Annotated in this window: 23 protein-coding genes and 1 pseudogene; 15 read left to right on the top strand and 9 right to left on the bottom strand. The window is 59.5% G+C overall.

Features of this window, described 5'->3' with window-relative positions:
- Positions 1 to 40: 40 nt before the first annotated feature.
- Positions 41 to 1,675 carry a hypothetical protein gene (locus AC5S26_RS15205; protein WP_494185753.1) on the bottom strand — a complete coding sequence of 545 codons (1,635 nt, stop codon included), beginning with the start codon at positions 1,673 to 1,675 and terminating at the stop codon, positions 41 to 43.
- Here AC5S26_RS15205 and AC5S26_RS15200 point away from each other — a divergent pair.
- From AC5S26_RS15200 to AC5S26_RS15190, 3 genes are all read left to right on the top strand, one after another.
- Positions 1,632 to 3,935 carry a M13 family metallopeptidase gene (locus AC5S26_RS15200; RefSeq protein WP_494185752.1) on the top strand — a complete coding sequence of 768 codons (2,304 nt, stop codon included), beginning with the start codon at positions 1,632 to 1,634 and terminating at the stop codon, positions 3,933 to 3,935. The two genes, AC5S26_RS15205 and AC5S26_RS15200, sit on opposite strands and share 44 nt — an antisense overlap.
- 70 nt (positions 3,936 to 4,005) lie before the next feature.
- Complete coding sequence (locus AC5S26_RS15195; RefSeq protein WP_494185751.1) at positions 4,006 to 4,923, top strand: DMT family transporter; 918 nt, start codon at positions 4,006 to 4,008, stop codon at positions 4,921 to 4,923.
- Positions 4,924 to 4,952: 29 nt separating this feature from the next.
- A complete protein-coding gene (locus AC5S26_RS15190; protein WP_494185750.1) occupies positions 4,953 to 7,142 on the top strand; it encodes an FUSC family protein in 2,190 nt (729 codons plus the stop codon).
- Between the two features lie 51 nt (positions 7,143 to 7,193).
- Here the strand turns inward: AC5S26_RS15190 and AC5S26_RS15185 are convergent, their stop codons facing one another.
- The 8 genes and pseudogenes from AC5S26_RS15185 to AC5S26_RS15150 all read right to left on the bottom strand — a co-directional run bounded on the left by AC5S26_RS15185 (position 7,194) and on the right by AC5S26_RS15150 (position 15,284).
- On the bottom strand, positions 7,194 to 8,558 hold the full coding sequence (locus AC5S26_RS15185; RefSeq protein ID WP_494185749.1) for an MATE family efflux transporter: 1,365 nt from the start codon (positions 8,556 to 8,558) through the stop codon (positions 7,194 to 7,196).
- A 260-nt stretch (positions 8,559 to 8,818) separates the two neighbouring features.
- Positions 8,819 to 9,112: a hypothetical protein gene (locus AC5S26_RS15180; RefSeq protein WP_494185748.1), complete on the bottom strand. Its 294-nt coding sequence runs from the start codon at positions 9,110 to 9,112 to the stop codon at positions 8,819 to 8,821.
- Between the two features lie 153 nt (positions 9,113 to 9,265).
- Entirely contained in the window at positions 9,266 to 10,036 is a 771-nt protein-coding gene (locus AC5S26_RS15175; protein WP_494186131.1) for a hypothetical protein, read from the bottom strand.
- Positions 10,037 to 10,159: 123 nt separating this feature from the next.
- Positions 10,160 to 10,558 (bottom strand): annotated as a pseudogene (locus tag AC5S26_RS15170) (AlbA family DNA-binding domain-containing protein); the annotation flags it as partial.
- A gap of 148 nt (positions 10,559 to 10,706) precedes the next feature.
- The gene (locus AC5S26_RS15165) at positions 10,707 to 12,056 is read right to left on the bottom strand and encodes a serine hydrolase (protein ID WP_494185747.1); all 1,350 of its coding nucleotides are present in this window, start codon (positions 12,054 to 12,056) and stop codon (positions 10,707 to 10,709) included.
- 31 nt (positions 12,057 to 12,087) lie between these two features.
- Positions 12,088 to 12,879: an MOSC domain-containing protein gene (locus tag AC5S26_RS15160; RefSeq protein WP_494185746.1), complete on the bottom strand. Its 792-nt coding sequence runs from the start codon at positions 12,877 to 12,879 to the stop codon at positions 12,088 to 12,090.
- 141 nt (positions 12,880 to 13,020) lie between these two features.
- A complete protein-coding gene (locus AC5S26_RS15155) occupies positions 13,021 to 13,830 on the bottom strand; it encodes an alpha/beta hydrolase (RefSeq protein WP_494185745.1) in 810 nt (269 codons plus the stop codon).
- A 185-nt stretch (positions 13,831 to 14,015) separates the two neighbouring features.
- Entirely contained in the window at positions 14,016 to 15,284 is a 1,269-nt protein-coding gene (locus tag AC5S26_RS15150; RefSeq protein WP_494185744.1) for a threonine synthase, read from the bottom strand.
- A gap of 103 nt (positions 15,285 to 15,387) precedes the next feature.
- On the opposite strand from AC5S26_RS15150, the gene AC5S26_RS15145 reads away from it, so the two are divergent.
- From AC5S26_RS15145 to AC5S26_RS15090, 12 genes are all read left to right on the top strand, one after another.
- A complete protein-coding gene (locus AC5S26_RS15145; protein ID WP_494185743.1) occupies positions 15,388 to 16,359 on the top strand; it encodes an HAD-IIB family hydrolase in 972 nt (323 codons plus the stop codon).
- A gap of 27 nt (positions 16,360 to 16,386) precedes the next feature.
- On the top strand, positions 16,387 to 17,178 hold the full coding sequence (locus AC5S26_RS15140) for a Clp protease N-terminal domain-containing protein (RefSeq protein ID WP_494185742.1): 792 nt from the start codon (positions 16,387 to 16,389) through the stop codon (positions 17,176 to 17,178).
- A gap of 105 nt (positions 17,179 to 17,283) precedes the next feature.
- Entirely contained in the window at positions 17,284 to 17,997 is a 714-nt protein-coding gene (locus tag AC5S26_RS15135) for a lytic transglycosylase domain-containing protein (protein ID WP_494185741.1), read from the top strand.
- A gap of 39 nt (positions 17,998 to 18,036) precedes the next feature.
- Positions 18,037 to 19,086, top strand: a complete 1,050-nt coding sequence (locus AC5S26_RS15130) for a lysylphosphatidylglycerol synthase transmembrane domain-containing protein (protein WP_494185740.1) — start codon at positions 18,037 to 18,039, stop codon at positions 19,084 to 19,086.
- 178 nt (positions 19,087 to 19,264) lie between these two features.
- The gene (gene nrdR / locus AC5S26_RS15125) at positions 19,265 to 19,747 is read left to right on the top strand and encodes a transcriptional regulator NrdR (protein WP_494185739.1); all 483 of its coding nucleotides are present in this window, start codon (positions 19,265 to 19,267) and stop codon (positions 19,745 to 19,747) included.
- 249 nt (positions 19,748 to 19,996) lie between these two features.
- Entirely contained in the window at positions 19,997 to 21,040 is a 1,044-nt protein-coding gene (locus AC5S26_RS15120; protein ID WP_494185738.1) for an isocitrate/isopropylmalate dehydrogenase family protein, read from the top strand.
- Positions 21,041 to 21,052: 12 nt separating this feature from the next.
- Complete coding sequence (locus AC5S26_RS15115) at positions 21,053 to 21,841, top strand: beta-sandwich domain-containing protein (RefSeq protein WP_494185737.1); 789 nt, start codon at positions 21,053 to 21,055, stop codon at positions 21,839 to 21,841.
- Positions 21,842 to 21,857: 16 nt separating this feature from the next.
- Positions 21,858 to 22,187, top strand: a complete 330-nt coding sequence (locus AC5S26_RS15110; RefSeq protein WP_494185736.1) for a hypothetical protein — start codon at positions 21,858 to 21,860, stop codon at positions 22,185 to 22,187.
- A gap of 92 nt (positions 22,188 to 22,279) precedes the next feature.
- Positions 22,280 to 23,386 (top strand): aspartate-semialdehyde dehydrogenase, encoded by a 1,107-nt coding sequence (gene asd / locus AC5S26_RS15105; protein ID WP_494185735.1) that lies wholly within the window; start codon positions 22,280 to 22,282, stop codon positions 23,384 to 23,386.
- Positions 23,387 to 23,412: 26 nt separating this feature from the next.
- Complete coding sequence (gene lysC, locus AC5S26_RS15100; protein ID WP_494186120.1) at positions 23,413 to 24,816, top strand: lysine-sensitive aspartokinase 3; 1,404 nt, start codon at positions 23,413 to 23,415, stop codon at positions 24,814 to 24,816.
- Positions 24,817 to 24,828: 12 nt separating this feature from the next.
- Positions 24,829 to 25,515, top strand: a complete 687-nt coding sequence (gene dapB / locus AC5S26_RS15095) for a 4-hydroxy-tetrahydrodipicolinate reductase (RefSeq protein WP_494185734.1) — start codon at positions 24,829 to 24,831, stop codon at positions 25,513 to 25,515.
- A 51-nt stretch (positions 25,516 to 25,566) separates the two neighbouring features.
- On the top strand, positions 25,567 to 26,835 hold the full coding sequence (locus AC5S26_RS15090; RefSeq protein WP_494185733.1) for an aminopeptidase: 1,269 nt from the start codon (positions 25,567 to 25,569) through the stop codon (positions 26,833 to 26,835).
- Positions 26,836 to 26,996: the final 161 nt, after the last annotated feature.

The raw sequence follows: 26,996 nt of genomic DNA, 5'->3' as shown, positions 1-26,996 counted from the left end.
CAAAAGGGCCAACTTCAATGAAGCTGGCCCTTTGCTTTCCTCACTTTGGTGGGTCCGGTTTCGAAGAACTGTCACCATGACTCTCTCCGGGCGCATACAACGTCGGAGGCTTCCGTGGCTGCTCGGACGTGCCGTCGGCAGGCGAGTTGTCGGCAGGTGCAGCACCGGCGCCCTCTTTCTCTTGATTTGCTGGTGCAGCCGTTCCAGATATCCCGGCCGAAACCGAATCCGCGGGAGGTGGCGTAGGTGCCGGTGCAGAGTCGGATGCACTCCCATCCGAACTCTGAGGCGCTGCTTCCGGTGTAGGAGACGGCGCTGGATCGCTCTCGCTCGGGGCCGAATTGCTCCCTGCCCCGGAAGAAAGCAGCAGCGACGGATCCCCGTCGATCTGCGGAGCAGACGCCTCTGCCATCTGCACCGCCTCCCGGTCCTTGGATGTCAGCGGAGGCAAGCTATAGATCTCGACCGCTTCATTCCGAATGACCGCCAGGCTTAGACCATCCGGCGCAAGCGCGAAATTCTGCCCCGCCCGCGCGACGGGGGCTGCATCGATGCGAAGCAGCTGCCGGCCACTGTCTGTCTGATACACCACAACCACCTGCCCCTCAAACATCTCCGGGGAGACGGAGTCCAGATCGACCAGCGAGGTTCGGGTGAGCACGCGGCTGAAAGCAAAACGGCCGCTTCCTGGCGCATAGGCGAACGTGGGAGAGACATAGCTCTCCGTGATGTTCTGCTCCCACATCTCTTCTCCCCGCAAATTGAAGGCTCCCATCACCTGCGGGGTATGACTCAGATGACATCCAAAGGCGATAAATTCGCTTCGGCTCACCAGCATTGGCGATGGTCTGCAGGTTGAATCAAATGCCGCCAGTTCCTTGGTCTTTCCGCCATAACTTTGAAAGTTGAAGCCCCAATGCTGCTGCCCCTCGTCCAAAATCGCAATATAGCCGGCTGAGTTTGCAGGAATCCGTCCCGGCACCCGGGAGCGCAGCGCACCACCAGGGTGTGCCTCAATCTCTCCTCCACTCATGGTAGTCAACCTGAAAAAATTGATCTGAACCGGAGTCTCCTGCGGTCTCGCCTCTTCTCCATCGGCTCGCGGAGGGTCCATCGTCTCCAGAATCATCAGGTCTGCGTCGGGTGACAACAGAACTCCGCCGATCCTCCGATCCGTCCTGATAAACGGCAACTGCTCAAAGGCATCTCTCTTCGCCAGGTTCGCCACAGGGGCAAACGTCGACAGCGTATTGCGAACTCGCAACGCAAACCGGCCACGTCCAAGATTCCAGAGATACTGGCCATGGTCATGAGTACGCCATGACGTCTGGGCCACGACCTTCCCCGAGGGCAATTCCAGCAACACCACATCGACGACCCGGTCCTGGTCCGCAGGGGGACACTCAGGAAGTCGCTTCAACAGGCGTTTCGCACTGTAAGTCAGCAGAATATGCTTGGTATCGACATAGTCGACGGTCAGCATTGAGCTGCCCGCCAGCATGAACTGGGTCAGGGGAGTCTGAAAGCCAAGAGGCGCGAGCGGAATGCTCTTGATCGGCTCTGGCCCCTTCGCCCACCCGCCGTTCGTCACAAAAACCAGCATTACAGCGAGCAGGAGGCGGCCTTGCGCCTTGCCAAACCAGAGACTCGCGGGGATGATGCAGGGAACCAGCATGACGGGCGATGCGTACCCCAAGGGGCAACTGGCTACTACTCTTTCACAGACGAGCGACGCCCGCCAATGGAAGCGAGCAGTCTCGGGTTCGTTGCCAACTCCAAAGGCGATGGTACAAAAGACTAAGAATTCAAATGGAATAGGAAGGAACGCAGGGATGACGGAACAGAAAAAGGCACAGGGGCCGCAGAGGAGCCACATTATTATCGGTGTCGCCGCAGTCTTACTGGCTACCGTTGCAGGAGCACAGGCGCCTTCGGCGAAAACAGACAAGACAGCGAAACCCGCCGAAGTCTACAAGCCGATCCCGGGCTTCGACGCCACCTCCCTCGACACCTCGGTCGATCCCTGCACAGACTTCTATAAGTTCTCCTGCGGCAAGTTTGCCGCCAACCATCCCATTCCCTCCGACCAATCGGCGGTCGACCAGTTCTATGCGCTCTATAACGTCAACACCCAATCGCTGAACGACATCCTCTCCAAGGCCGCGGCGGGCGGATCCAGCCGCACCCCCAACGAGCAGAAGATCGGCGACTACTACAAGAGCTGCATGGACACAGACACAATCGAGGCAAAAGGGCTGGCTCCCCTGCAACCGTATCTGGACAAGATCGATGCGCTTAGTTCGATCGACAACATTGCTCCGCTCATCGGAGAACTGCAGCGGAACGGCATCGACGTCTTCTTCGGCTACGGCGAGCAGCAGGACTTCAAAGACGCAAGCAAACAGATCGCCTTCTTCGATCAGGCAGGTCTTGGGCTCCCCGAGCGCGACTACTACTTCCGCACCGGAGCCAAGGATGAGACCATTCGCAAGCAGTACGTCGAGCACGTTGCCAAAATGCTGACGCTCGCAGGAACGCCCGCCGAACAAGCCAAGAAGGACGCCGAAGCCATCATGGCATTCGAGACGAAGCTGGCAAAATCCTCGATGCCGATCACCGAGCGGCGCGATCCCGAGAAGGTTTACCACCTGCAAACCCTCGCGGTTTTTACCGAGACCGTCGACGGGGCCTCCTTTGACGAGTTCCGTAAAGCAATCCACTCCCCCGAGATCACCGAGATCAATAACACCAACCCGGAGTTCACTACGGCGTTGATGACCAATCTGAAGAGCGCCGACCTCGACACCCTGAAGGCATACATGCGCTACCACCTGCTGACCGGCGCGGCGAATCGTCTGCCGAAGCGCTTCGATGACGAAAACTTCGACTTTTACGGACGCACCCTCACCGGCCAGCCGGAGCAGAGTGCACGCTGGAAGCGCTGCTCAAACGCAGTCAACAGCGCGCTGGGCGAGGCATTGGGAGAGGTCTATGTCTCCAAGTACTTTGCCGGGGACAGCAAAGCCAAGATGCTGGAGATGGTCCATGACATCGAAAACGCCATGGACCACGACATCGACCAGCTCGACTGGATGTCCGCGACGACCAAGGTCCGAGCCAAAGAGAAGCTGCACGCAGTCGCCAACAAGATCGGCTATCCCGACAAGTGGCGCGACTACACGAAGCTTGAGATCAAAGCCGACGAAGCGCTCGGAAATAAGTTCCGCGGCACTGCATTCGAGAATGATCGTCAACTCAACAAAATCGGTCAGCCCGTCGATCACAACGAGTGGGGCATGACGCCGCCCACCGTCAACGCCTACTACGATCCCAGCATGAACGACATCAACTTCCCCGCTGGAATCCTTCAACCCTCCTTCTACGACCGGAAGCAGGACGACGCGGTGAACTACGGGCACATCGGAGCCGTAATCGGCCACGAGCTCACCCATGGCTTCGACGACCAGGGCCGCAAATTCGACGCCAAGGGCAACATGGTCGATTGGTGGACTCCCGAAGACGCGAAGAAGTTTGAAACCCGCACCGACTGCCTGATCAACGAATACGGAGACTTCACCGCGGTGGACGACGTCAAGGTCAACGGCAAGCTCACGCTCGGCGAGAACACCGCCGACAATGGTGGCCTTGTCTTGGCCTATCTCGCTTACCTTGAGCGGGCGAAGGCCAACAAGGTCGATCTGAACGCGAAGATCAGCGGCTATAACGCTCCGCAAAGGTTCTACATCGGCTATGCGCAGAACTGGTGCGAGAACTCCCGCCCCGAGGGGATTCGCCAGCAGGTCCTCACCGATCCGCACTCCCCCGACCACTTCCGCGCCAACGGTGCCATCGTCAACCAGCCCGGCTTCGCTTCGGCTTTCGGGTGCAAGAAGGGCTCACCCATGGTTCCAGCCAACAGCTGTCGCGTCTGGTAACTGACAACTCATGACAGCAGAAGGGCGCGGCTTCAGCCGCGTCCTTCTCATTTAATGCGACAGTGGAGATATGCCAGTCACTCCCAAGCATCGCGCCATCGGCTTCCTTTCGTGTGCGCTGGCGAGCGCCTTCTGGGGCTGCGGCTTCTTCTTCGGCAAGATCGCGTTGGCGGAGATGTCCTTCGCTCACATGGTCCTCTACCGCTTCCTCTTTGCGATGCTTCCACTCCTGCCGCTGTTGGTAATGCATCGGCCGGGGCTGAACCCGCGGGAATGGGGAGTTCTGGCGCTGGCAGCCTTTCTCGGCGTTCCCGTCCAGTTCCTGATCCAGTTCTACGGACTCTCACTCACGACTGTCTCGCACGCTGCTCTGATGGTGGGGACGATGCCCGTCATCCTCGCCGTAGGGGCCACGCTCTTCGCGCACGAGCGGCTGGATGCAACCGGCTGGTTCGCCCTCGTGGGATCGACGACTGGAGCCACTCTCATCGCGCTGGGACGGCACGCCACCGGCGCGGGACAGCCCTCTCTCACGGGAGATCTTCTGGTCGTGCTCTCGCTTGCCATCGCACTCGGTTGGATTCTGTTTAACAAGCGCCTGATGGATCGCCACTCCCCTATCGTCGTTACCGCCTATGGAATTCTGCTGGGGACCCTGATGCTGCTGGTATGGGTTCCGCTGCGTTACGGCGCGCCGCCTGTGGCTCACGTCTCGACGAAGGCATGGCTCGCACTGGCAGCAAGCGGCGTCTTGTGCACAGCCACCACCACTCTGCTCTGGAACTGGGGCATGACCCAAGTCCCGGCGTCGCAGGCTGGTGTCCTACTCAATATGGAGCCGCTGATGGGGAGCCTGCTCGGCGTCTTCGCGCTCGGCGAACATCTCGGACCTACAGCGTGGACTGGAGGCTGCCTGATTCTCGTCGCAGCTATCACACTCACGACCCGCTCCAAAGCTCACGTGCCGGAACACCAGCCGGCAGGCTGACGCAACAATCAAGGCTAAACTTTCTCCACATGCGCTTGTTCGCTCAATGGGCCGCCACGCTGCGGCGTCTGCACTGGACCCGCGGCCTCCGCGCCGGAATCGCCGTACTGGCAGCCATGGTCGTTTGCCAATACTTCGGCAAGCCCATGGGATGGGCCGCGCTTGGCGGATTTGAAGCCATCCTGGTCGACAATGGCGGACCCTACCGCAGCCGCCTGACGACGATGCTGACCGTGCTGGTCGGCGGAGCGATCGCATGCATCGCCGGGTCGCTGGCCGCAACTCCGCTCTGGCTGGCAGTCCTGGTCACGTCAGCTTTCTGTTTCGCGATCACCTTTGCACGCGTGCTCTCCAACCAGCTCGCATCTACCTCCGTCATCATCATGGTCCTCTACTTCGCCGGCTTCGGAGGATCCACGCACACTCTGTCGGGGGCATTGTGGAGCGCGCTGGCCTACGTCCTCGGCGGACTATGGGCCGCAACGCTCAGCCTCTTTCTCTGGCCGCTTGACCCCTTCCGTCCCGCCAGGCTGGGTGTGGCGAACTGCTATGCGATGCTTGCCGCCTTTACTTCACAAGTCCATGTCACCTCGTCCGCCACCGCCGATCGTCAGGCCGAGAGACACCGCATGCACGAGTTCCAGCGCAGCATGCGCCTCAACATGGAGGCAGCGCGTACAGCGATTGGCACCACCGGCGCCCGCATTACCGCAAGGACGCTTCGCGCACGATCGCTGACCGTCCTTCTCGAGACCGCCGATCTCCTCTTCGCCGGAACCATTCGATGGACCGAACTGCTGGAATCTACCTCCGATGCGAAGTCACAAGCCGCAATCCTGGATGGGCTGCGCTGGCTGGAGCGCTCCGAGCACGTGATCTCCCAGGCGTTGCTTCAGAGGCCTGCAGATGGCGCCTCCTCGTTCTCTCCCGAGGGCTCGCACTCCATCGAACATCTTCATAAACGCGAAGCGGCCATCCAGGCGCTGGATACCTCCTCGCAATCTTTGCTCGTTCATCTTGCCCAGGACGAGAGGGACGGGCTATTGAACGTTGAAGTGGCCTTCGAGGCAATCCGGGCGCTGTGGAGCGGGATTGAGCCGCATATCGTTTCTCCAGGCTCTACGCCGCAGGAGACGCGATCTCTATTGTCCAGGCCAGCGGAGCAATCCGTCGCCAGAGTCTGGCGGACCATGATCGAGTCGGCCAGGGCAAACTGGACGCCGCAATCGATGATGATGCGGCATGCGCTTCGCATGTTGGTCGTCGGCGCGGCAGATGTTCTGCTGATGAGGATGGTCCACATCAGCCACGGCGCGTGGCTGGGAATGACCTCTATCATCGTGCTGCAGCCGACAGGCTCACTGCGCCGAGGAGTACAGCGGGTGGTCGGCACCGTCGCCGGTGGAATCCTGGCTGCGATCTTCGCGGCCGGGGTTCACAGCCAGGAGGGCCTGATCGCCGTCATTACCGTCACCAGCATCCTGACGCTGGCGACCTACGCGATCGACTATGCGTGGTATTCCTTCTTCCTCACGCCGACCTTCGTTTTGCTCAGCCTGCCTCATCTTCGCGACTGGCACTTCGCCGGCGTCCGCATCGGCATGACCCTGCTCGGCGCGACGGTCGCGGTTCTGGCGATGAGGCTTCTATGGCCGGAAAAAGTGAAGGTGGAGTTGAAGAGACTGCTCGAGCGCGGAGCGCTTGCCGATGCCGCGTATGTCCGCGCCATGCTCAACTTCTGGACGGCGCTAGAGAGCGCCGCCTCGGACAACGACCGGATTGCCGCCGACCGGAGAGTACTGGCTCCAGCTCGCCGCGCTTGCGGGCTCGCGATCAACGACGCCGAGGAGGCGCTGGACCGCATCATGCTTGAGCCGCGAGTGCCGCTCGCTTCAGGAGAACGATGGGAAGAGGCGCTCACCTTCGTGACCTACCTGCGCCGCATGACACGTGCCATCACCACGCTGGCCTCGCTGGGCCGAGGAGATCGCGAGGCCCGCAGCCGCGCGGAAAAGATCGCCGCGCGGGTTGAGGAACTCGGGCATGGGATATTCGATCCACAACCAGTGTCCTCCGCTGATACGCCGACGTCCGCCCTCTTCAAGTCGAAGGAGCCTCCAGTCGAGGAAACTCCGGCGGAGCATCAGCTCCGTCGCCTTGAGCGGCAGGCGGCAGTGCTTGAGCGGACTGCGATTGCGCTGGCGCAGCAAAGTACTTAAGCCATCTATCGAAGATCCAGGCTCGAGTCATCAGGCTCGAGCGAAAGAGCGTCAGGCGATAAGAGTCTTCTTTGAGAGCACGCGCGTGGTGCGACTCCAGACAGCGGTCAGGGCAAGACCGGCGACGATGAGGCCAGCGCACAGGCCGAGCCAGAGACCGACGGCTCCGTGGTGAAGACGGAAGCCCAGCCAGGCGCCAACGGGAAGTCCGATGATCCAGTAGCCGATGATCTGGACGATGAGCCCGGCATGAGTGTTCCCTGCCCCCCGCAAGGCTCCGGTGGCCGTGATCTGGAGACCGTCGAAGAACTGGAAGGCGGCGGCGACGAAGAGCAGAGGGATGGTCGCGGCGATGACTGTCTGGTCTGGAGTGAAGGCCCGGGCGATTGGATGAGCGAAGACTGACAGCACGATGGAGAAGGTCGCCATGCACGCCGCTCCGAGGAGGATCGCGGTCCAGCCAGCGGCGGCGGCCTCGCGGGGCGCTTCGCGTCCGATGGCCTGGCCGACGCGGACGGCGGCAGCTGCCGAGATGGCGAAGGGCACCATGAAGGTGAAGCTGGCGCAGTTGAGCGCGATCTCGTGTCCGGCGAGCGGGAGCGGCCCCAGGGTTCCGATCAGGAAAGTAACCGCTCCGAAGATGGAGATCTCGACGAAGATCTGTGCTCCGGCAGGCGCTCCGAGCAGGGTGAGCTGCTTGAGGCGGGAGGTCTCGATATGGCGAAGCATGGAACGCAGGCCGTAGCTGTGCCTGTGCTCGACGCGCCAGATGGCGGCGATGAGGAACAGGGCGAGATAAGTGCGCGAGAGCGAGGTCGACAGTCCTGCGCCGACGATGCCGAGCGCCGGAATATGGATCGCTCCCCAGTCGTGTCCATAGATCAGGATCCAGTTGCCGAGAACGTTGCAGAGGTTCGCGGTGATCAGGGCGAAGGCGATGGGACGGACGTGGTTGAAGGCCTGCAGGTAGCGACGCAGGGTGAAGTAGAGGAAGAGACTGGCCGTTCCCCAGTTGAGGGAGTGAAGGAAGCTCACGGCTCCGCCGAGGACCTGCGGGTTGATGGGCGTCCGCTTCATCAGGAGCGGGGCGAGCTCAACCAGGCCAAAGAGTACGGCGGCGAGACCGGCGGCGAGGATGAGGCCGTGGTAGAGCCAGCGGTTGGCATCGTCGTAGCGTCCGGCTCCATGGGACTGGGAGAGGAAGGTATCGAGCGAGAGCAGAACCCCGGCGATTCCGAAGGCGAGGGTGTTGTAGAGCACCTGGCCGAGAGCGGCGGAGGCGATGTTGATGGCCGGGTTCTGCATGTGGCCGACCATGACGGTGTCGACGATTCCCATCGACATCCAGCCGATCTCGGCGGCGATGAGGGGCAGAGCGAGGGTGAGGACCGGGCGGATCTGCTGACGAATTGACACCTACCCCTCCCCGTACTTATTTGCGCAAAGTCTTGTAAAAATTAGGCTTAGGTCCGGACTTCCATCTCATCGCCATGCTTTTGCCGCACGGCGAAGGGGTCAGAACATCCTGTTTTCCTGTGCTTGAGAGACAGGAAAGCCCCGGATGGCCGGGGCTTTCCGCTGATTCCATTATAGCGTTCGGGGAGGAGCCAATCGGGACAAGCTAAGTGGTTTTTTATTAGAGAGATAAGTGATGAATCGACTTGACAGGAAGAGGATCAGCGCTGGACGGGATCGTACTGAACGGGCGGGGTCTTTTCCTTCTCCTTATTGGCCTTGTCCTGGGCCTTGTCGGCGTCCTTCTGCTTGTCGCTGTCGAGAGCCTTCCGCTTTGCCTTGTCGGCCTTGGCCTGGGCTTTGTTGGCCTTCTCCTGCTGCTTCAGCTCCTGCTTTTGGTCCTTGGTCATTTGCTGGTTGGTCTGTGCCTGAGAGTCGCTCTGGGCATGGACAGGGAGGGCTGGGGTCGCAAGCACCAAGGAGAGGACTAGTGTGGAAGACAGTCTGGATCGCATCACAAGGAAAACCTCCGCTGAGTTGGATGCGCGGGAGAGGCGAGGGGTATGAATGTGGGCCCCCAGCACGAGATGTGCGTGCTTCGTAGGCTGTTTTTCGGTAGCGCGAAGGGCGTTTATGAGGACTAATCAAAGAGATGACCGACGCCGTCCTCAGAGTAGGCTCGGCTTGTACCAAGTTAGATCCAAGTGACAGAGTGCTTTGCGGAAGTGCGTCCTTGTCGGTGCGCTCATTTTTTGAGCTTGCGGCAAGATCAGTTGGTCAATGAGCTTGAACACGTAGTCCTGATCGAAATCTGTAGCATTGATGTGGGTTACGGCTTCGAAAAAACGCATCGGCTGCTCGGCTACCAGATCAGCAGGCAAGGATTGCGCTCTGAGCTGCTCGACCATAGATCTACGTGCAACAGCGGCGAGGCTAGTTTCGCCGAGCTTTCCGATAGCCAGTCTCTCATCACGAGTTTGAAGTCTCTCGATGAGTTTGTCGCGGACGGTGCCGCGCACATCCAGACTTCCAAGCAGATCGACGGTATCGTCGATTGTTTCAGTCGTTTGTTGAATGAAGAAATAGATGGGAAAGAAATAAGACTGTTCGAAGCAGATCGCCTTTAGGTACTCGGTTGGTGAAAGAACCGATTCTCGGTCGATGAAGGCTTTTATTATCTGTGGCTCGCGAATCGGCGTAGGCATCTGGACCGTTGCTTGGATCATAGGCCCCTCTGCCCCTTGAAGATCACCCAGCAATCGGAGGGCAGGCGCTCCTTGATTGTCGACGAAATGTCCTTCACGGATGAACTGGAGCTTGGGCAGCAAATCCTCGGAGACATAGAATCTGCCGTTGGTACCCGAAACCTCACCGGACTTCAGATTGAGGAGCGCCACGTTATCGACTCCAACTTCACTGATTCGCCGCAGCTGCTTCATCCATAGATCCCGCTCACGCGCTCTCTCTTGATCAAGTATCTTGCGTAGTTCTGGATATCTGATCGCCTCGCTACGTCCCCTGTATCGATAGTAGATCGCACCCTGTTGGAGACATCCGCCATTTCTCGTACAGACGACGGGCTTCTGAACTACTTCAGAGAAGAAGAGGAGGCCAACCTTGTAACCGCGTTCTGTATGGATGTAGCTTTCCCAATGAATTTCCGGAGAAAAACGCTCATTGAGGGCATTCGTCAGTCTGGCTGCATCGAAGTTCTCAAAATTATTGCTTTTCAGCCCGACCATCTGCCGGGGCGAGTCTTTGACTCCGAAAACAATGTACCCGCCTTGCGTATTCGCGAAGGCGGCTGCCGTCTTCGCATACTCATCTGCGCTACCAAGGTTGAAGGACTCTTTGAACTCAAGGCGGCTGTTTTCTCGGGAAATCAGACGATCGCTGTCTGCGGATTCAAAGCTTAGAATTCGCTCTAATGCTTCGTCTGAAAAAGGGGATACAGATGACATCGGCGCTCGGCCTCCGTGTTGACTTTAGCCGAAACACGCAAGATCAGGAACGATAAGTCGGGTTACCGGAAGCAATCCTTATGACGAGAGGAGCGCTTGTCGTACTGCTTCGGTCGGGTGTACCTGATAGGAAAGAACATGGTTTTTCTTACTGCTTCTTTCCCTCGTGCTCTGCCCCGCCCTGGTAGATGACGAGGCGGTTGACGGCGTGGGTGGCGGGGTCGCGGAAGAACTCGACCTGGGCGTCGACGACTTTGAGGTAGAACTTTAATTCGGATTCGGCGAAGAGGTCGAGTTCCGGCTGCTTCGCGAGCGTCGAGGTGAGGTGCCCGTCTTTGATCGCGATGATGTCGTCGATGGGGGCGTCGGTCATGTGGTAGGTCCCGACGTACTCGCTGAGGAGGGCAGGCAGGACGGCGACCGGCTTGCGCTCGGAGTTGAGAGTGACGGTCTGACCGATGGAGACCTTACCGATGGAGGAGGCGATCTGGTGAGGAGCGCCGCCGTTGAGGTTGCCGAGGACGATGACGGTGAGCTTGTCGTCGGGATAGTAGTTGAGCGAGGCGTTGAAGCCCTCGATGCCTCCGCTGTGGGTGATGAGCTTGTGGCCTTCGATCGTCCGGAGGAAGAGGCCGCAGCCATAGCCGCTCTTGAAAGCGGTGGTCATTTTGGCGAGTGAGGCTGGTTTGAGAATTTTGCCGCCGAAGAGCCCCTGCTCCCACTTGAGGAGGTCGCCAGTGGTGGAGTAGAGGTCTCCTGCAGAGAAAGGGACGGTCATGCTGATATAGCCGGCGTGCACGATTCCCTTCGGCGATTGGGCGTAGCCCTGGGCCCGGTGTGGCAGGATGGCGGCGTTGGGGTCGATGCCGGTGTCCTTCATGCCGAGCGGGGTGAAGATGTTTTGCTGGAGAAAGTCGGCATAGGTCTGACCGGAGATCTTCTCGATGAGATAGCCGAGGAGGACGTAGCCGGAGTTGGAGTAGTTGAACTTTGTGCCAGGCTCGAATTCGAGCGGCTTGTCTCGAAAGCGGGCGACGAGCTCGGTGGGATTGGTGTCCTTCCACTCTGTAGAACGGTAGTCAGGGAAGCTGGTGAAGCTGGGGATGCCGGAGGTGTGGGTGAGGACGTTGTAGATCGTCACCTTCGACCAGGCAGCGGGGGCGTCGCGCATGTATTTGCTGATGGGGTCGTCGATGTTGAGCTTGCCGCGCTCCTGCAGGAGAAGAATGCCGGCGGCGGTGAACTGCTTGGTAATGGAGCCGAGGCGAAACTTCGTGGAAGGGTCGTTGGGGATGTTCCACTCGAGGTCGGCGGAGCCGTAACCCTGGTCGATGAGGGTCTTGCCGTCTTTGACGACGAGGACAGTTCCCATGAAGGATTTGTCGCCGGTGTAGCTGGCGATGATCTGCTGCATGCGCTGGGTAGGATCCGCGGCGGAGGTTTGGGCGAGGGCGGAGAGAGAGACAAGGCAGAGGAGGAGTGCGGCGAGTTGGCGCATGGATTCCTTACGCAGCGAGTTGCCTGAACGTTCAATTGAGGAGGGAGACCTGATCTCCGGCACGGAGCGTGCCTTCGACGAGAACTGCGGCGTAGATTCCGACCTTTCCGTCGCGGGCGTGGGCTACGTGCTTCATAACTGCCGGATTGGCTTCGGCGGTGTCGGGGTCGAGGGTGATCATCTTGCAGCGGGGGTCGCGTTCGAGGATTGCAAGGGTGACTTTTTCGCCGATGCGAAGCGTATGGCCGACGAACTGATCTTCGACAAATCCGTCCGTTGCGTGGAGGTCGAGATAGAGATTGGCACGGAAGCGCCGCTTGTCGAGGGAGATTCCAAGGTCACCGCCGAGCTGTTGGACGGTTTGCAGGGAGAAGAGCGAGACAGGGCGACAGTCGGTGAGGGCACGTTCGGAACGCATGAGGTGAAGCTGATGTCGTTCGTGAAGGCCCTGCTTGAGCAGGTGGATGAGTGCGGGATCGTCGACGGCATGGGTTGCGCCATCGGGGGTTTGAACATCGACGAGGAGATCGTCGGCGTCGGCGTAGATGGGGGTGACGCCGGGAGGAAGTGCTTCGGCCTCGTCTTGATTCGCGGGTTTTGCCGCGTGGGTGGCGTTGCGAAAGAGTGGCTGAAAGAGCAGCATATGCTCGCGTTCGCGAGCAGTGAGGTAGGGGAATCCAGCGGGAGCGGCGGCATCGCGAAAGGCGTAGATGCGATCTCCATAGATACCGGAGAAGCCTGCAAAGGCGCTTTGCAGTTGTTCTCCTCTCATACTTTTGACAGGGTAGCGCCAGAGGCTTTCAACCGTTCCAACGATGTTCATGGCGGTGTCCTCGTTGAAGAACAGATTGTAAAACGTTTTGTGGGAAGGTTGTTTGACTGCAGGCTTCGAATTTCGACTGCAACTTCTTGCTCCGTTGAATGCCGGGTGGGACAGTCGTTTAGAGTTTTTGGACTAGATTCATCAGGATGCAAGGATCCCGATGGTGTGTAACCAGACCTCAACCAGGTTCGGCCATCCCGTCGCAGGGTACTTCGTTTGGCGAAGTCCGAACGCATGACCACCCTCGGCGTAGGAATGAAATTCGACGGGAACCTTCGCTCTAATGAGTGCGGCTTCGTAACTTAGCGCGTCGCACACGCTGTCAACATCATCGTTTTCGTTCTGGAGCAGGAATGTTGGCGGCGTCCGCGCATTGACGTTCTTCGCGATGTCCGGATTAAGATCGAGGGTCCCTTGCCTGAACGACAGATGACCAGGGTACAGAGCGACCGCGAAGTCGGGACGACAGCTCTCGTTGTCCGCGGCATCGATGAGCGTATAGATGCGCTTATCGAAATGAACACTCAATGCCGCAACCAGATGGCCCCCGGCAGAGAATCCTAGTACGCCCACTTTATGAGCGTTTATATTCCATTGCTTAGCGTGAGCTCGGACGAGTCCCATTGTGCGCTGTGCATCTTCCAACGCCATTGGCGACTCGGGATAGGCACCCCAGTAGGGTCTCGAACGCGGGAGCGGAACCCGGTATTTCAACAACACGCAAGTGACCCCCTTGTTAGTGAGCCAATCACAGGCTTCGGTTCCTTCGAGATCGATGGCTAGTTCCTGGTAACCGCCACCTGGAAAAACCACCACTGCGGTATTCCTTCCTTTTGGTGAATAGACCGTCAGTGTTGGCCGCGAGACATCTTTGATTGTTAGCCATGGCTTACCGGCGACGAATTCCTTCGGATCCGAAACGGTCTCCGTATGTTCTGGACCACTAGCCATGCGTGCATCCGGAGCCGCTCCCGGCCAGATCGGAATCTGTATGTGACCAGGGGAGGACGGCCAAGGGGTCTGTTGAGCAGTCAGCGCAGGAAGTCCCGCCGTAAAGGCGAAAACACAAATCGATCGAAGGATCAATTTACAAAAGAAATGCATAGAACCCTGTTCTGTCTGAGCGAATGAGATTCCTACTGCGGGGTGATGATGCCTCCTACGGGCAGGCTGGTGGGCAGGGTTCCTGGGCGGCGGAGGTGCATGGCTTCGGCGGTCATGTCGGTGTATTTGAGGCCGGCTCCGGTGTTGAAGAGGACGACCTTGTCGGTGGGTTTCAGCTCGCCGGATTTTAAGAGCTGGTCGTAGGCTGCAGTGGCCGCGGCTCCTTCGGGAGAGAGGAAGAGGCCTTCGTTGCGGGCGTAGTCGAGGATGCTTTCGAGGATGGTGGCGTCGTCGCTGGCGATGGCCTTGCCGCCGGATTTCTCGAGGATGTCGAGGATGATGTAGTCGCCGTAGGGCTTGGGGACGCGGAGACCGGCGGCGAAGGTGTCGGCGTTCTGGAAGAACTCGCTGGCGGGCTTGTGCTGATCGAAGGCGCGGACGACGGGGGCGCAGCCGGTGGCTTGCAGGGCGTACATCTTCGGGCGCTTGCCGCTGACCCAGCCTAGCTGCTCCATCTCTTCGAAGGCCTTCCACATGCCGATGAGGCCTACGCCTCCTCCGGTGGGGTAGAAGACGGCGTCGGGATAGGTCCAGCCGAGCTGCTCGACGAGCTCATAGCCCATGGTTTTTTTGCCTTCGACGCGGAAGGGTTCCTTGAGGGTGGAGATGTCGAACCAGACTTCGTTGACGGGAGTGTTGGCTTCTTTCTGGGCTTTGATCTTTTCGCCGACGATGCGGGCGCAGTCGGAGATGAGGCCGTCGATCATGTTGACGTCGGCTCCGTAGACGATGCCTTCGACGTAGTTGGCGAAGGGAACGTCCTGGGGCATGAAGATGTGGGCCGCGATCCCAGCGGCGGCGGCGTAGGCGGCAAGGGCTCCTGCAGCATTGCCTGCGGAGGGTACGGCGAGATGCTGGAGGCCGTAGTGCTTCGCCATGGTGACGGCGAGGCCGAGGCCACGGGCCTTGAAGGTGCCGGTGGGATTGGCTCCTTCCTCCTTGATGTAGAGGCCGGGGTAGCGGCGGGAGTGGACCATGGGGGTCCAGCCTTCGCCGAGGGTGACCGGGGTTACGTCGGGGAGGACGTCGGCGTAGCGCCACATGCCTAAGCTGGCGGGGCTGGCCGCGGCTTTCGTTGCGATGGCTTCGCGCTTTGCTGTGCGCTTGAGGGTGTCCATGTCGTAGCGGACGTAGAGGGAGCCTGCGCAGACAGGGCAGAGGGTCTGGGGAGCGGCTTCAACGGTTTCGGCGGAGACGTGATGATGGCAGCGGGAGCACTCAAGGGAGGCGATGCGGGGCATGAGTTCGATGCTACTAGAGGACTGCGTTCGTGGAGTACGAGCTTGAATGACTGAGCATCCTGCAAACCGGTCTTCGTGATGATTGCGGTGAGAGAATGAGCGCATGGCCGACACGCAGATGCGCATGGTTGCAGTGGATATGGATGGGACGCTGCTGGGCGCAGATGGGCAGGTGAGCGCGCGGAATCTGGCTGCGCTGAAGGCCGCTGAGCGGGCAGGGGTGGAGGTTGTTGTCGCTACCGGACGCAGGCACAGCTTTGCGATGCGGGTGCTCAGGGGGCTGGGACTGCGCGAGGAGAACGGGTTGATCAGCTCGAACGGCGCGGTGGTTCGGACGCTTGGAGCCCGGCTGCTGGAACGGACTTTGCTGGAGCAATCGACCGCGGAGTGGCTGGTGAAACATATGGGAGAGTTTCGACGCCACTTGCTGATTACCTTTGACCGGATACAGGCGAATGGTGAGGACACGCGCGGAGCGCTGGTGGTGGAAGAGGTCGACGAGTTGAATGGAAGCATTGAACGATGGATGGCGGCGAACGAGCCGTACATTGAGCGCGTGGTTCCGATGGAGGCAGCCCTGGGACGGGAGGGGATGATCCAGATGATGCTGACCGGCACCATTGAGCGGATGCGGGAGGCGGAGGCCCGGCTGCTGACGGATCCGAAGGTGCTGGGCGTGGGGCTTCAGCCGCTGCGGAGAGATGAGGTCCGGCGCACAGGCAACGAGGTTCGGCCACGAGCGGAAGCGGCGTTGCATCGAACGGAATATCCTGTGCGGAATCTGAGCATTGTGGACGTTCTGCCGGCGGGTTGCAGCAAAGGACGTGCCTTGCTAGACCTGGCGCTGGAGCGCGGGGTTGCCAAAGAAGAGATTCTGGCGATTGGGGACAACTGGAACGATGTGTCCATGCTGGAGGCGGCGGGAAGCGCTGTGCTGATGGCGAATGCTCCGGAAGAGCTAAAGAAAGTGGGAGTTGCGCGGGGGTGGGCGGTGGGGGGCCACCATGCGGAGGATGGAGTGGCTGTTGCTGTGGAGGCCGCGCTGGCGGGGGAGTGGCTCGCGACCAGTAAGTAGCCGCTTATCTGCATCTTGACTTTGGGGTTGCTGACACGAAAGATTACGACGGGCTACGGCTTCGACCATTCCAGCATCTTCAAGGGAGCTCCCATGTTTGAGCGATTTACCGAGAGAGCTCGCCGGGTGATTTTTTTTGCCCGTTACGAGGCATCTTCCTTCGGCAACCCATCGATTGAGGCTGAGTTTCTGCTGCTCGGTCTCTTGCGGGAGGACAAGCATACGGTGCTGCGCTGGCTCGGCAACGGGGAGGGGGAGTTGAGTCTGCGAGAAGAGATTGCAAAGCGTCTCTATCAAGGGCCGGAGACTCCCACTTCGGTCGATCTACCGCTGTCGGACGAGGCTAGACGTGTCTTCAGCTATGCGACGGAGGAGGCTACGGAGCTTTCGCATCACTTTATAGGCACCGAACACCTGTTTCTGGGACTTCTGCGTGACCCGCAGTCGCGGGTTGCGAAGATACTCTTCGAGCGAGGCGCAGATGCGAAAACCGTTCGTGAAACCCTGATCCGGGAGAGCGCGGAATCAAGTTCTCGTGGTGAGGTTTCCAGGATAAGGGCCAGCGTGAGTGGGGACGCGCGACGCGGCTTTCAGGTTTTCATCGTTTCGGAGGACGACACGTCGCTTCCCGTCCAGTGGCATTTGCGCGCACCGGCAGTTGGAGAGGTTCTGACGGTCGATAGCGAGGATGGTGAACCAACGGTCTACCAGGTGGTGCGGGTAGAATGGCGGGTCTCCTCGATTTCGCCGGGATCTCCCTTTCTAACGAAGGCGTTGATTCATGTTCGGAAGTTGCGACAGTCTGAGGAATCCACATAAGAGGTTTCATGCAATTCCGTGCATGGTTGAGGTTTATGGAAGTAGGTCAACGAACGAGGCGATGGTAGGCTTTAGAGGATGATTCAGTCGAATTTTCGGCGGGCAATGGCGGTTCTGTTCATGGTGGCGATGGGTGTGCCTGCGTGGGCGACCGAGCACGTGACGCTGAAGAATGGGTTCGAGCTGGACTGCGCTCGGAGGGAGTTGCGCGGCGATCACGTGCGGCTCTTCTTCTCGCCCCAGGGAACGGTAGAGGATGCAGCAGCGAATTATCTGGATGTGGCAGCAGATGCCATCGTTCGGGTAGAGACGATTCCCGATCCGCCTGCGCCTGCGACTCCGGCGCCTGTGAGCGATGTGCCGAAGCAACATCCCGTCGTAGCCACGGTCCTGACGCGCGAGGAGATGCATACGATGCTGGCCAGCGCCGGGGATGACCACAACATCGATGAGGATTTGCTGGCGAGCGTGGTGAAGGCGGAGAGCGGCGGCCACGTGAGAGCGGTCTCGAGAGTGGGCGCGCAGGGGCTGATGCAGCTGATGCCGAAGACGGCAGGGGAGCTGGGAGTGGAAGATGCATTCCGACCGGAAGAGAATATCGCCGGGGGGACGGCTTACCTCGATCAATTGCTAACGCGGTACAACAACAATGTGGCACTGGCGCTGGCGGCTTACAACGCGGGTCCGGCGGCAGTAGACAAATACCATGGCGTGCCTCCCTATCGTGAGACACGGGCGTACGTGGCCCGGGTGATCCGCGAGTTCAACCGGCGTAAGCGGATGGCAGGCGCGGGTGAACAGATCGCGCAAGCAAAGTAAAACAACAGTTTTGAATGTAGGCGAGGCAGGCGGTCTTCCATGAAAAGGCGTAGTGGGGTGCTGTGGGCAGTTCTGGTGGTTGTGCTTGCGGCAATCGTCTTTGTTTATCGTGACCGCATTCATTTCGACTGGACCAATTTCTGGCAGCAGCTGCGGCATATTCACTGGGGACACGCGATTGCGGGAATCGTCCTGATCTACGCGACGTACTGGTTGAGAGCGTTTCGGTGGAGCATTCTGGTGCGACCGACGAAAGAGGTGCGGGCGACCGCTCTGGTGGGGCCGCAGTTCATTGGATTTACGGCGGTCGCACTGTTTGGCCGGCTGGCGGACCTGACACGTCCTTATCTGGTAGCGAAGAAGATTGAGCTTCCCCTGAGCTCGCAGATCGCGGTTTATACGCTCGAGAGGATGTTCGACCTGGGTGCGGCGGCAACGATCTTTTCGACCGCGCTGGCATTTATGCCGAAGGACATGCCGCATCAGCAGGTCTTTATGCGGGCCGGTATCGGGAGCCTGGCGTTTACGCTGGTGATCGCCTTGTTTGCCGGCATGGTGCGGGTCGCGGGCGGCGCGGTGGCTGGGTTTGCGCGGACGGTTTTGGGTCCGGTGTCAAAGCCGGTGGCCGAGAGCATTGCGGAGAAGATCGTCGGCTTTCGCGATGGCCTGAATGCGTTGAAGAGCTGGCGCGAGTTTGCCGTGGTGGCGGGAATCTCGTTGCTGATGTGGGGAATGATTGCTTCGGCTTACGTGCAGACGGCGCACGCGTTTGTTGCAACGCCGGAGCTGGGACAGCTTTCCTTTTCTCGAGCGATGTTGCTGATGGCGGCGAGCATTGGCGGGAGTGTGCTGCAGTTGCCCATCGTGGGCTGGTTTACGCAGATCGCAGTTACAGCGACCGCGATGCACACCTTTTACGGCGCACCGATTGAGGCGGCGACGGCTTGCGGAGCCCTGCTGCTGGTGGTGACCTTTCTCTGCATTATCCCGGCCGGGCTGATTTGTGCTCAGCTTGAACACGTGAGCCTGCGAAAGATTACGTCGGAGAGTGAAGAGGCGGGGAAAGAGGCTGAGGTGGTGCAGGAGTAGAGATGGATCGCTCTCTGCGCGATTGGCCCACCTTAGCGACGATGAAGCCGTCGCGAAGATGGGGCACCCGGCTGCTGTGGCTCTACGAACGAAATACTGGGATTCGCCGCGCTCAGAAGAACAGCACCACGCTAGGCATGAGGGGCCTTCTAAGGTCCGCTGCTAGAATCGTATAAAGATGAAGTGTCCTTATTGCGGTTTTATCCAGGATCGAGTCGTCGATTCGCGAGAGAGCAAGGAGGCGGACTCAATCCGCCGCAGGCGCGAGTGTGAGGGCTGCAATAAGCGGTTCACCACCTATGAGCGCATCGATGAAATTCCCTACATGGTAGTGAAGAAGGATGGCCGGAGGGAGAAGTTCGACCGGCAGAAGGTTCTGAGCGGTTTGCTGCACGCATGCGAGAAGAGGCCGGTGTCGGCGATCAAGCTGGAGCAGATCGTCGATGAGACCGAGGCCTACGTGGTGGATTCGCCGGAGCGAGAGCGGTCAACTTCAGAGGTAGGCGAGTTGATCATGTCGCGGCTGAAGGATATCGATACGGTCGCGTATATCCGCTTCGCCAGCGTGTACCGAGACTTCAAGGATGTGAGCGAGTTCAAGCAGGAGCTGGAGCAGCTGCTGACCGGCAACAGCAAAGACCAGAAGAAGAAGATGAAGTAGATCCCCTGAACCGTTTCTGCGCATTAGATGATGAGGAACGGGCGAAGACAAAATACAGGGATCTCTCCACTCCGGCGCGCGATAAAGCTGCGCGCCTTCGGTCGAGATGACGTGGTTCGGTGGTCGAGATGACGCGGTTCGAGTGGTCCGAGGTTTAGGGTTGTCGGGGTCGAGACGGCTGGGTTTTAGGATGTTGGACAGGTTCTCGGGCAGGGGTTCGAGAGCTATGGAAGAGAAAGCTGGAGAGATATGGCAGTTGAAAGAATGCACAAGATTACGTTGATTCCGGGCGATGGTATTGGACCGGAGGTTTCTGCTGCGGTCGTAGCGATCGTAGAGGCCGCGGGAGCGGCTAACGGAGTGGGATTTGAGTGGCACCGCTTTGCCGCAGGGGCCGAAGCTTTTGAGCAGACGCGGGAGTACATTCCGAAGGCGTTGTACGAGTCGATCGAGAAGAACAAGGTTGCGCTCAAAGGGCCGGTGACGACTCCTATTGGCGGAGGATTTTCGTCGATCAACGTCACGCTGCGAAAGAAGTTCGACCTGTTTGCGAACTTCCGCCCGGTGAAGAATCTGCCGGGATTGACGACAAAGTATCCCGACATCGACCTCATCATCGTTCGCGAGAACACGGAGGATCTGTACGCCGGGCTGGAGCACGAGATTGTGCCCGGTGTGGTGCAGTCACTGAAGATTATTACGGACAAAGGCTCGACACGGATTGCCCAGTTCGCCTTCGACTATGCGCGTAAGCATGGACGCAAGAAGATCCACGCGATCCATAAGGCGAACATTATGAAACTGTCCGACGGCCTGTTTCTGCGCTGCTGCCGCCGTGTGGGCGAAGGATTTCCCGAGGTGGAGTACAAGGAACACATCGTCGATAACACCTGCATGCAGCTGGTTCTGAATCCCTATCAGTACGACATTATCCTGACTGAGAATCTTTACGGCGACATTCTGAGCGACCTGTGCAGCGCGTTCATCGGCGGCCTGGGACTAGTTCCGGGAGCGAACCTTGGCCATGAGTGCGCGATCTTCGAGGCTGTACATGGGTCGGCGCCTGATATTGCCGGCAAGGATATGGCGAATCCGACGGCGCTGCTGCAATCGGCCGTGCTGATGCTGCATCACATCAACGAGCGTGCGACCGCGGAGCTGGTACAGAACGCGATCGAGCAGGTGTATCGCGAGGGCAAGGTACTAACGCGCGATGTCGGCGGCCAGAGCGGGACCAAGGCGTTCGCCGATGCGGTGCTGGAGGCGATGGCTTCTCCCGCAGCAGTGAACTAACGAGAGGCGCAGATGAGATTTTCTGGCTGGCGACTGGCGGCCGCGACGGTTGCCATCGGGCTTGTGGGCTGCAGGTCAAACCACAATGAGGTTGTCCACGAGGTAAAGCCATCGAGTAGCCCGACGGAGGCGAGGACCGGAGTTCCGATCGATCCCGCAACGACGGGAGCGTTGGAGGGCACGGTCCATTTCACCGGAAAGAGCCCGGAACGCCTGAAGATCGACATGAGCCAGGACCCTGTGTGCTCGGCTACGGGCGGCGAGAATCTTGCCGAACAGTATGTCGTGCATGACGGGAAGCTGGCGAATGTTTATGTGTACGTCAAAGACGGGCCACCCGCCGCGATGATGATGGGGCAGGTTTCGCCTGGTCCGGTGGTGTTGGACCAGAAGGGCTGCCGCTATGTTCCGCATGTGATCGCACTGATGACAGGCGGCACGGTGGAGTTTCGAAACTCCGACGGAACGATGCACAACATTCATACGATGCCCAAGGACAATCCGGGGGTGGATGTGTCGCAGGGACCGAAGGGCGCGCCGGAGCGAAAGAGATTCGACAAGCCGGAGGCGATGATGCCGGTGCGATGCAACAACCATCCGTGGATGAATGCATTTATCAACGTTTCGGCAACGCCGTTCTTTGCGGTAACGGATGCGGACGGACATTTTGAGATCAGAGGGTTGCCTCCGGGCACGTATACGCTGGCGGCGGTCCACGAAAAGATGGGAGAGCAGACGATCGCGGTAAAGATTGCATCGAAGGAGAGTGCGAAGGCTGAATTTACTTACTCGATGAAATAGGAGCTTGCGGATGGGGATGGCATCTGTCTTGTGGCAGGAGGTCGTGGGGCACGGATTCAGGCTGGAACTGATCTCTCATCGGCTTCCTTTCTGGTTTCTGGTCTTTGCGCTTTTTCTTCCACGGGTCTCGCTGGTGGTGGCCTGGATCCAGGGGATCCTGATTCCCTTTCATCTCGTGGGATGGATTCCGCTGGTGTTCGCAGTCCTTCTGCCCCGGGCCCTTGTGCTTTACCTGATTTACCTGGACCAAGGGTTGAGCCTGTGGTTTGTGATCCATCTGGTGGTGGCGATCCTAGTGTGGATGGGCGGCGGACACACGTATCGGACCCGACGGGGGGACGTGTGACCCTTGGCGGCTGTGCTGCAGAAGACTGTAGACAGGTCTTTTATGACGGATTCGTGACGCAAGCGAACGTGCCGCGTTATTCTTAAAAGACTATGGAACGGCGACGGGTTGGCATTCTTGGCGCTACCGGCATGGTCGGTCAGCGATTCATTCAGCTTCTGCACAATCACCCCTGGTTTGAAATTGCCTGGCTGGCGGCAAGCGACCGCAGCGCGGGCAAGACGTATGGCGAGGCCTGCAAGTGGAAGCTGGACACCCAGTTGCCGGCGAGGATCGCGGCGATGAAGGTACAGCCGAATGTGCCGGAGCTGTGCGAGGGTGAGCTTCCGAAGATCATCTTCGCCGCGCTGGATGCGGATATCGCACGGGAGCTGGAGCCGAAGTTCGCTGCGGCGGGCTGCGCGGTGATCTCGAACTCGAGCGCGTTCCGCATGGCCGCCGATGTTCCGCTGGTGGTGCCGGAGGTCAACGCGAGCCATCTGCCGCTGATCGAGGCGCAGTCGTGGCGGCGGGAGAGCGGCGGATTCATTGTGACGAATCCCAACTGCTCAGCCATCGGTCTGGTACTGGCGCTGAAGCCCCTGGAGGAGCGGTTCGGGATCGAGAGCCTGTTCGTTACGACGATGCAGGCGGTGAGCGGCGCAGGCTATCCGGGCGTGCCTTCGCTGGACATCCTGGGCAACGTCGTTCCGTTCATCAAGAACGAAGAAGAGAAGATGCAGGAAGAAGTGGGCAAGCTGCTGGGCCACGTGAACGGCGACAGCATTGCCATGCTGGACGCGAAGGTGAGCGCGCACTGTAATCGCGTGGCCGTAGAAGATGGCCATACCGAGTGCGTGAGCATCAAGTTCCGCAAAAAGGCAACGCGCGAGGAGATTCTGGAGGCGTGGAGCGAATTCGCCCCGTTGCGCGGCGAGGGACTTCCGACAGCTCCCGAGGTTCCGGTGGAGTTCGATGCAGCGGTGGATCGTCCGCAGCCACGATTGGACCGGATGCGCGGCAATGGGATGGCGGCGACGGTTGGACGGCTGCGCGAGTGCTCGTTGCTGGATTGGAAGTTTGTCGTGCTTTCGCACAATACGATTCGCGGGGCCGCAGGCGCAGCCGTGCTGAACGCGGAGGTGCTGGCTCGCATGGGCAAGCTGAATAAGCTGGGGGTTCCTACAGGAGCTGCGCAGGATCAGGTGGTGTTGGCTTGAGCACAGCGCGGGAACAGCTTGTGGTGATGAAGTTTGGTGGAACCTCGGTCGAAGACGCGAAGGCGATGGACCGGACGGCGGCGATCGTCGGCGGACGGAGGAAGAAGGGGCTTGAGGCGATCGTCGTGGTTTCGGCGATGGCGAAGGTGACCGACCAGCTTTTGGCCGGCGCCGCAGCGGCGGGACGCGGGGACAAATCCGGCGCCATGGCTATCAGTGCACGCCTGCGCAATCGCCATATCGACACGGCGACGGAGCTGCTGGATGAACAGCGGTTTGCGGGCCTGCAGGTGGCAATCCACCAGGAGTTCGACGCTCTGGACGATCTGCTGCGCGGGATCGCTGCCGTGGGCGAGCTGACGGCAAGGACCAGCGATCTGGTGGTGAGCTTCGGCGAACGGCTTTCGAGCCGCATGGTGGCGGCGGCGTTCGATCAGCGCGGGCTGAATGGGACGCATGTCGATGCGCGGACCTGCATCATCACAGATGCGCACTACGGCAAAGCGGCTCCTCAGGAGGCTGCGATTGAGGCGAAGCTGACGGAGCTGGTGCTTCCGCTGGTCCAAGAAGGCCGGACCCCGGTGATGGGCGGCTTTATCGGCTCGACCGTTGAGGGAATTACGACGACGCTGGGACGCGGCGGGAGCGACTACACGGCTGCACTGGTGGGCGGCGGTCTGCATGCGGGAGCGATCGAGATCTGGACGGATGTGAACGGCATTATGACCACCGATCCTCGAATCTGCCCGGATGCGCTGCGGGTGAAGTCGATCAGCTTTGAAGAGGCGGCGGAGCTTGCCTACTTCGGCGCGAAGGTGCTGCATCCGGCGACGATTCTTCCGGCTGTGCAGAAGAGCATTCCGGTGTGGGTGCTGAATTCGCGCAACGCGGAGAATGAGGGCACGAAGATCACAGCGGTGGCGCCACCGTGCAAGAGCCCGTTCAAGTGCATTGCAGCGAAGAAGAAGCTGACGATCATCGATATCGTCGCGAGCCGCATGCTGATGTCGCACGGATATCTGAAGGCCGTATTCGACGTCTTCGACAAGTACAAGTGCGTGATCGACATGGTTTCGACCAGCGAGGTGAGCATCTCGCTGAGCGTGGATTCGAACGAGCGGCTTCCGGAGATCTGCGAGGAGCTGGCGAAGATTGCCGATGTGAAGATGGAGGGCAAGAAGGCCCTGATCTGCATGGTGGGCGAGGATATTCGCGGTCACAACGGCATCGCGGGACAGGTCTTTACGGCGGTAAGCCACGTGAATCTGCGGATGATCTCGCAGGGAGCCAGCGAGATCAACATGAGCTTCATGATCGACGAGGAAGATGTGGAGGAGGCGGTGCGGAGTTTGCACAAACACTTCTTCGCCAATCCCGATGAGACGATTTTTGACGTAGAAGCGCGGGTGCCTGCGGAGAGCAGAGTTTAGGAAGGAATTTCAATGCGCGTACTAGTACTGGGGCATGGCAAGACGGGAAAGCTGGTGGCCGAGGTGGCGGCTGAACGCGGGCATAGCGTCCATGTGCTGGATGCGAAGGAGAATGCAAACGCTTCGGCGCTGACACCTCCGTTCGTTGCGGGCTTCGATGTGGTGATCGACTTTACCGCGCCTGAGGCGGTGGTGCAGAACATGCGCGCGGTGCTGGCGAACGGCGCGAAGATGGTCGTAGGAACGACGGGATGGTATGACAGACTTTCCGACATGCGCGGCCTGGCAGAGCGAAAGCAGGCGGGCCTGTTGTATGGCACGAACTTTTCCGTCGGCGTGCAGGTGATGCTGCAGATGGCGAAGCGGATGGGCGAGCTGTTGAAGAGCGCCGGGTACGAGTTTTCGATTGAAGAGACGCACCATGTGACGAAGGTCGATTCTCCGTCAGGAACAGCGTTGACGCTCGCCGCTACAGTAAAGTCGGCTGCAGGCGTGGCGGACGTTCCGATCAAGGCGCATCGAGTGGGAGATGCGGCCGGCCTGCACTTACTGGAGGCGAAGAGCAACGCAGACAAGCTGATCCTGACCCATGAAGCGCATTCCCGGCGCGGTTTTGCCGAGGGAGCGGTTCGGGCTGCGGAGTGGATCTCGACACGCCGCGGATGCTTCGATTTCCAAGATATTTATACGCAGATGTAGGTGCGATCCTCCACAGCGCCACACGCGTCTAAAGAAGAGTGAGGAGCCATCATGAGTGTTGCTGAGGCAGTCAAAGTTACGCCATTTAACGAATTGACCCTAAACGAAAAGCTGGATCGTCTGGCAGAGGTTGCCGTGAAGGTCGGGCTGGGATTGAAAGAGGGCCAGGAGCTGATTATGTCGGCTCCGATGGATGCCCTACCCCTGGCGCGCAAGATTACGGAGCAGGCCTACAAGGCAGGCGCAAAGCTGGTAACGACTTTCTACGGCGATGATCCGAGCGTGCTGGCGCGGTTCCAGTACGGGCAGGATGCGAGCTTCGATTATGCGCCGACGTGGCTGCAGGATGGAATCGCGAATGGCTTTCGCAGCGGAGCGGCACGGCTGGCGATTGCGGGTGCGAATCCGGCGCTGCTGGCCAAACAGGATCCGGCGAAGGTAGCGCGCGCAAATGTTGCGGCGTCGAAGGCGGGTAAGCCGGCAATGGAGCTGATTACTCGGCACGAGATCAATTGGACGATCGTAGCCGCGGCGACTCCCGACTGGGCGAAGCTGGTCTTTCCCGATGAGCCGGAGGAGTCCGCGATTGCGAAGCTGTGGGATGCAATCTTCGCGTCCTCGCGCGTGAATGTGGAAGACCCTGTCGCGGAGTGGAAGCAGCACGGCGAACGCTTGAAGAAGCGCGTGGACATGCTCAACGGGAAGCGCTTCTCTGCCCTGCACTTCAAGGGTCAGGGAACGGATCTTAAGGTGGGACTGGCTGATGATCACCTGTGGGCCGGCGGCGGAACGACAGCGGGCAACGGCATCTATTGCCAGCCGAATATTCCGACGGAGGAGTGCTTTACGACTCCTCATAAGGATCGTGTCGATGGCACGGTGCGGGCGTCCAAGCCGCTGTCGCACCAGGGCACTTTGATCGAGAACATCGCTGTGCGTTTCGAAGGCGGAAGGATCGTCGAAGCTACGGCGACGGCAGGTGAGGACGTTCTTAATCGTCTGATCTCGACCGATGAAGGCGCGCGACGATTGGGCGAAGTAGCGCTGGTGCCGCATAACTCGCCGATTGCGCAGAGCGGAATTCTGTTCTGGAATACGCTCTTCGACGAAAACGCGGCGAGCCATATTGCGCTGGGTCAAGCGTATTCGACCTGCCTTATCGGCGGGGAGAAGATGGACTCTGCACAACTGGCTACTCTGGGTGCAAATGAGAGCCTGATTCATGTCGACTGGATGATCGGATCGGCGGAGATGGATGTAGACGGCATCAACGCAGATGGAACGGCAGAGCCGCTTATGCGGAAGGGTGCGTGGGTATAGTAAGCAGCGCGGAAGCGGAGAATCAGAGATGCGGATGCTTTATGGCATCCGCATCTTTTTGCGCTTTCTACGGCGAAAAAGCCGCATTATCCGCAGCTTTTGAAGATTTTTTTACCGGCATGGGATTTTTTTTGTGCGTCAACTCAGTTTTCGCTGTAAAT

Source organism: Edaphobacter sp. FHG110511_03, assembly GCF_059115365.1.
The sequence above is the reverse complement of the archived record's forward strand: the minus strand, read 5'-3'. Positions and strand labels throughout refer to the sequence as shown.

What these genes read in the sequence shown, in the direction of transcription:
- AC5S26_RS15195 (WP_494185751.1), top strand. Translation starts at nt 4,006, where the DNA reads ATGCCAGTCACTCCCAAGCATCGCGCCATCGGCTTCCTTTCGTGTGCG.
- AC5S26_RS15155 (WP_494185745.1), bottom strand. Translation starts at nt 13,830, where the DNA reads ATGGCTAGTGGTCCAGAACATACGGAGACCGTTTCGGATCCGAAGGAA.
- AC5S26_RS15115 (WP_494185737.1), top strand. Translation starts at nt 21,053, where the DNA reads ATGAGATTTTCTGGCTGGCGACTGGCGGCCGCGACGGTTGCCATCGGG.
- AC5S26_RS15135 (WP_494185741.1), top strand. Translation starts at nt 17,284, where the DNA reads ATGGCGGTTCTGTTCATGGTGGCGATGGGTGTGCCTGCGTGGGCGACC.
- AC5S26_RS15150 (WP_494185744.1), bottom strand. Translation starts at nt 15,284, where the DNA reads ATGCCCCGCATCGCCTCCCTTGAGTGCTCCCGCTGCCATCATCACGTC.
- AC5S26_RS15180 (WP_494185748.1), bottom strand. Translation starts at nt 9,112, where the DNA reads ATGCGATCCAGACTGTCTTCCACACTAGTCCTCTCCTTGGTGCTTGCG.
- AC5S26_RS15120 (WP_494185738.1), top strand. Translation starts at nt 19,997, where the DNA reads ATGGCAGTTGAAAGAATGCACAAGATTACGTTGATTCCGGGCGATGGT.
- lysC (WP_494186120.1), top strand. Translation starts at nt 23,413, where the DNA reads ATGAAGTTTGGTGGAACCTCGGTCGAAGACGCGAAGGCGATGGACCGG.
- asd (WP_494185735.1), top strand. Translation starts at nt 22,280, where the DNA reads ATGGAACGGCGACGGGTTGGCATTCTTGGCGCTACCGGCATGGTCGGT.
- AC5S26_RS15145 (WP_494185743.1), top strand. Translation starts at nt 15,388, where the DNA reads ATGGCCGACACGCAGATGCGCATGGTTGCAGTGGATATGGATGGGACG.
- AC5S26_RS15165 (WP_494185747.1), bottom strand. Translation starts at nt 12,056, where the DNA reads ATGCGCCAACTCGCCGCACTCCTCCTCTGCCTTGTCTCTCTCTCCGCC.
- dapB (WP_494185734.1), top strand. Translation starts at nt 24,829, where the DNA reads ATGCGCGTACTAGTACTGGGGCATGGCAAGACGGGAAAGCTGGTGGCC.
- AC5S26_RS15205 (WP_494185753.1), bottom strand. Translation starts at nt 1,675, where the DNA reads ATGCTGGTTCCCTGCATCATCCCCGCGAGTCTCTGGTTTGGCAAGGCG.
- AC5S26_RS15175 (WP_494186131.1), bottom strand. Translation starts at nt 10,036, where the DNA reads ATGAAGCAGCTGCGGCGAATCAGTGAAGTTGGAGTCGATAACGTGGCG.
- AC5S26_RS15110 (WP_494185736.1), top strand. Translation starts at nt 21,858, where the DNA reads ATGGCATCTGTCTTGTGGCAGGAGGTCGTGGGGCACGGATTCAGGCTG.
- AC5S26_RS15090 (WP_494185733.1), top strand. Translation starts at nt 25,567, where the DNA reads ATGAGTGTTGCTGAGGCAGTCAAAGTTACGCCATTTAACGAATTGACC.
- AC5S26_RS15190 (WP_494185750.1), top strand. Translation starts at nt 4,953, where the DNA reads ATGCGCTTGTTCGCTCAATGGGCCGCCACGCTGCGGCGTCTGCACTGG.
- AC5S26_RS15160 (WP_494185746.1), bottom strand. Translation starts at nt 12,879, where the DNA reads ATGAACATCGTTGGAACGGTTGAAAGCCTCTGGCGCTACCCTGTCAAA.
- AC5S26_RS15130 (WP_494185740.1), top strand. Translation starts at nt 18,037, where the DNA reads ATGAAAAGGCGTAGTGGGGTGCTGTGGGCAGTTCTGGTGGTTGTGCTT.
- nrdR (WP_494185739.1), top strand. Translation starts at nt 19,265, where the DNA reads ATGAAGTGTCCTTATTGCGGTTTTATCCAGGATCGAGTCGTCGATTCG.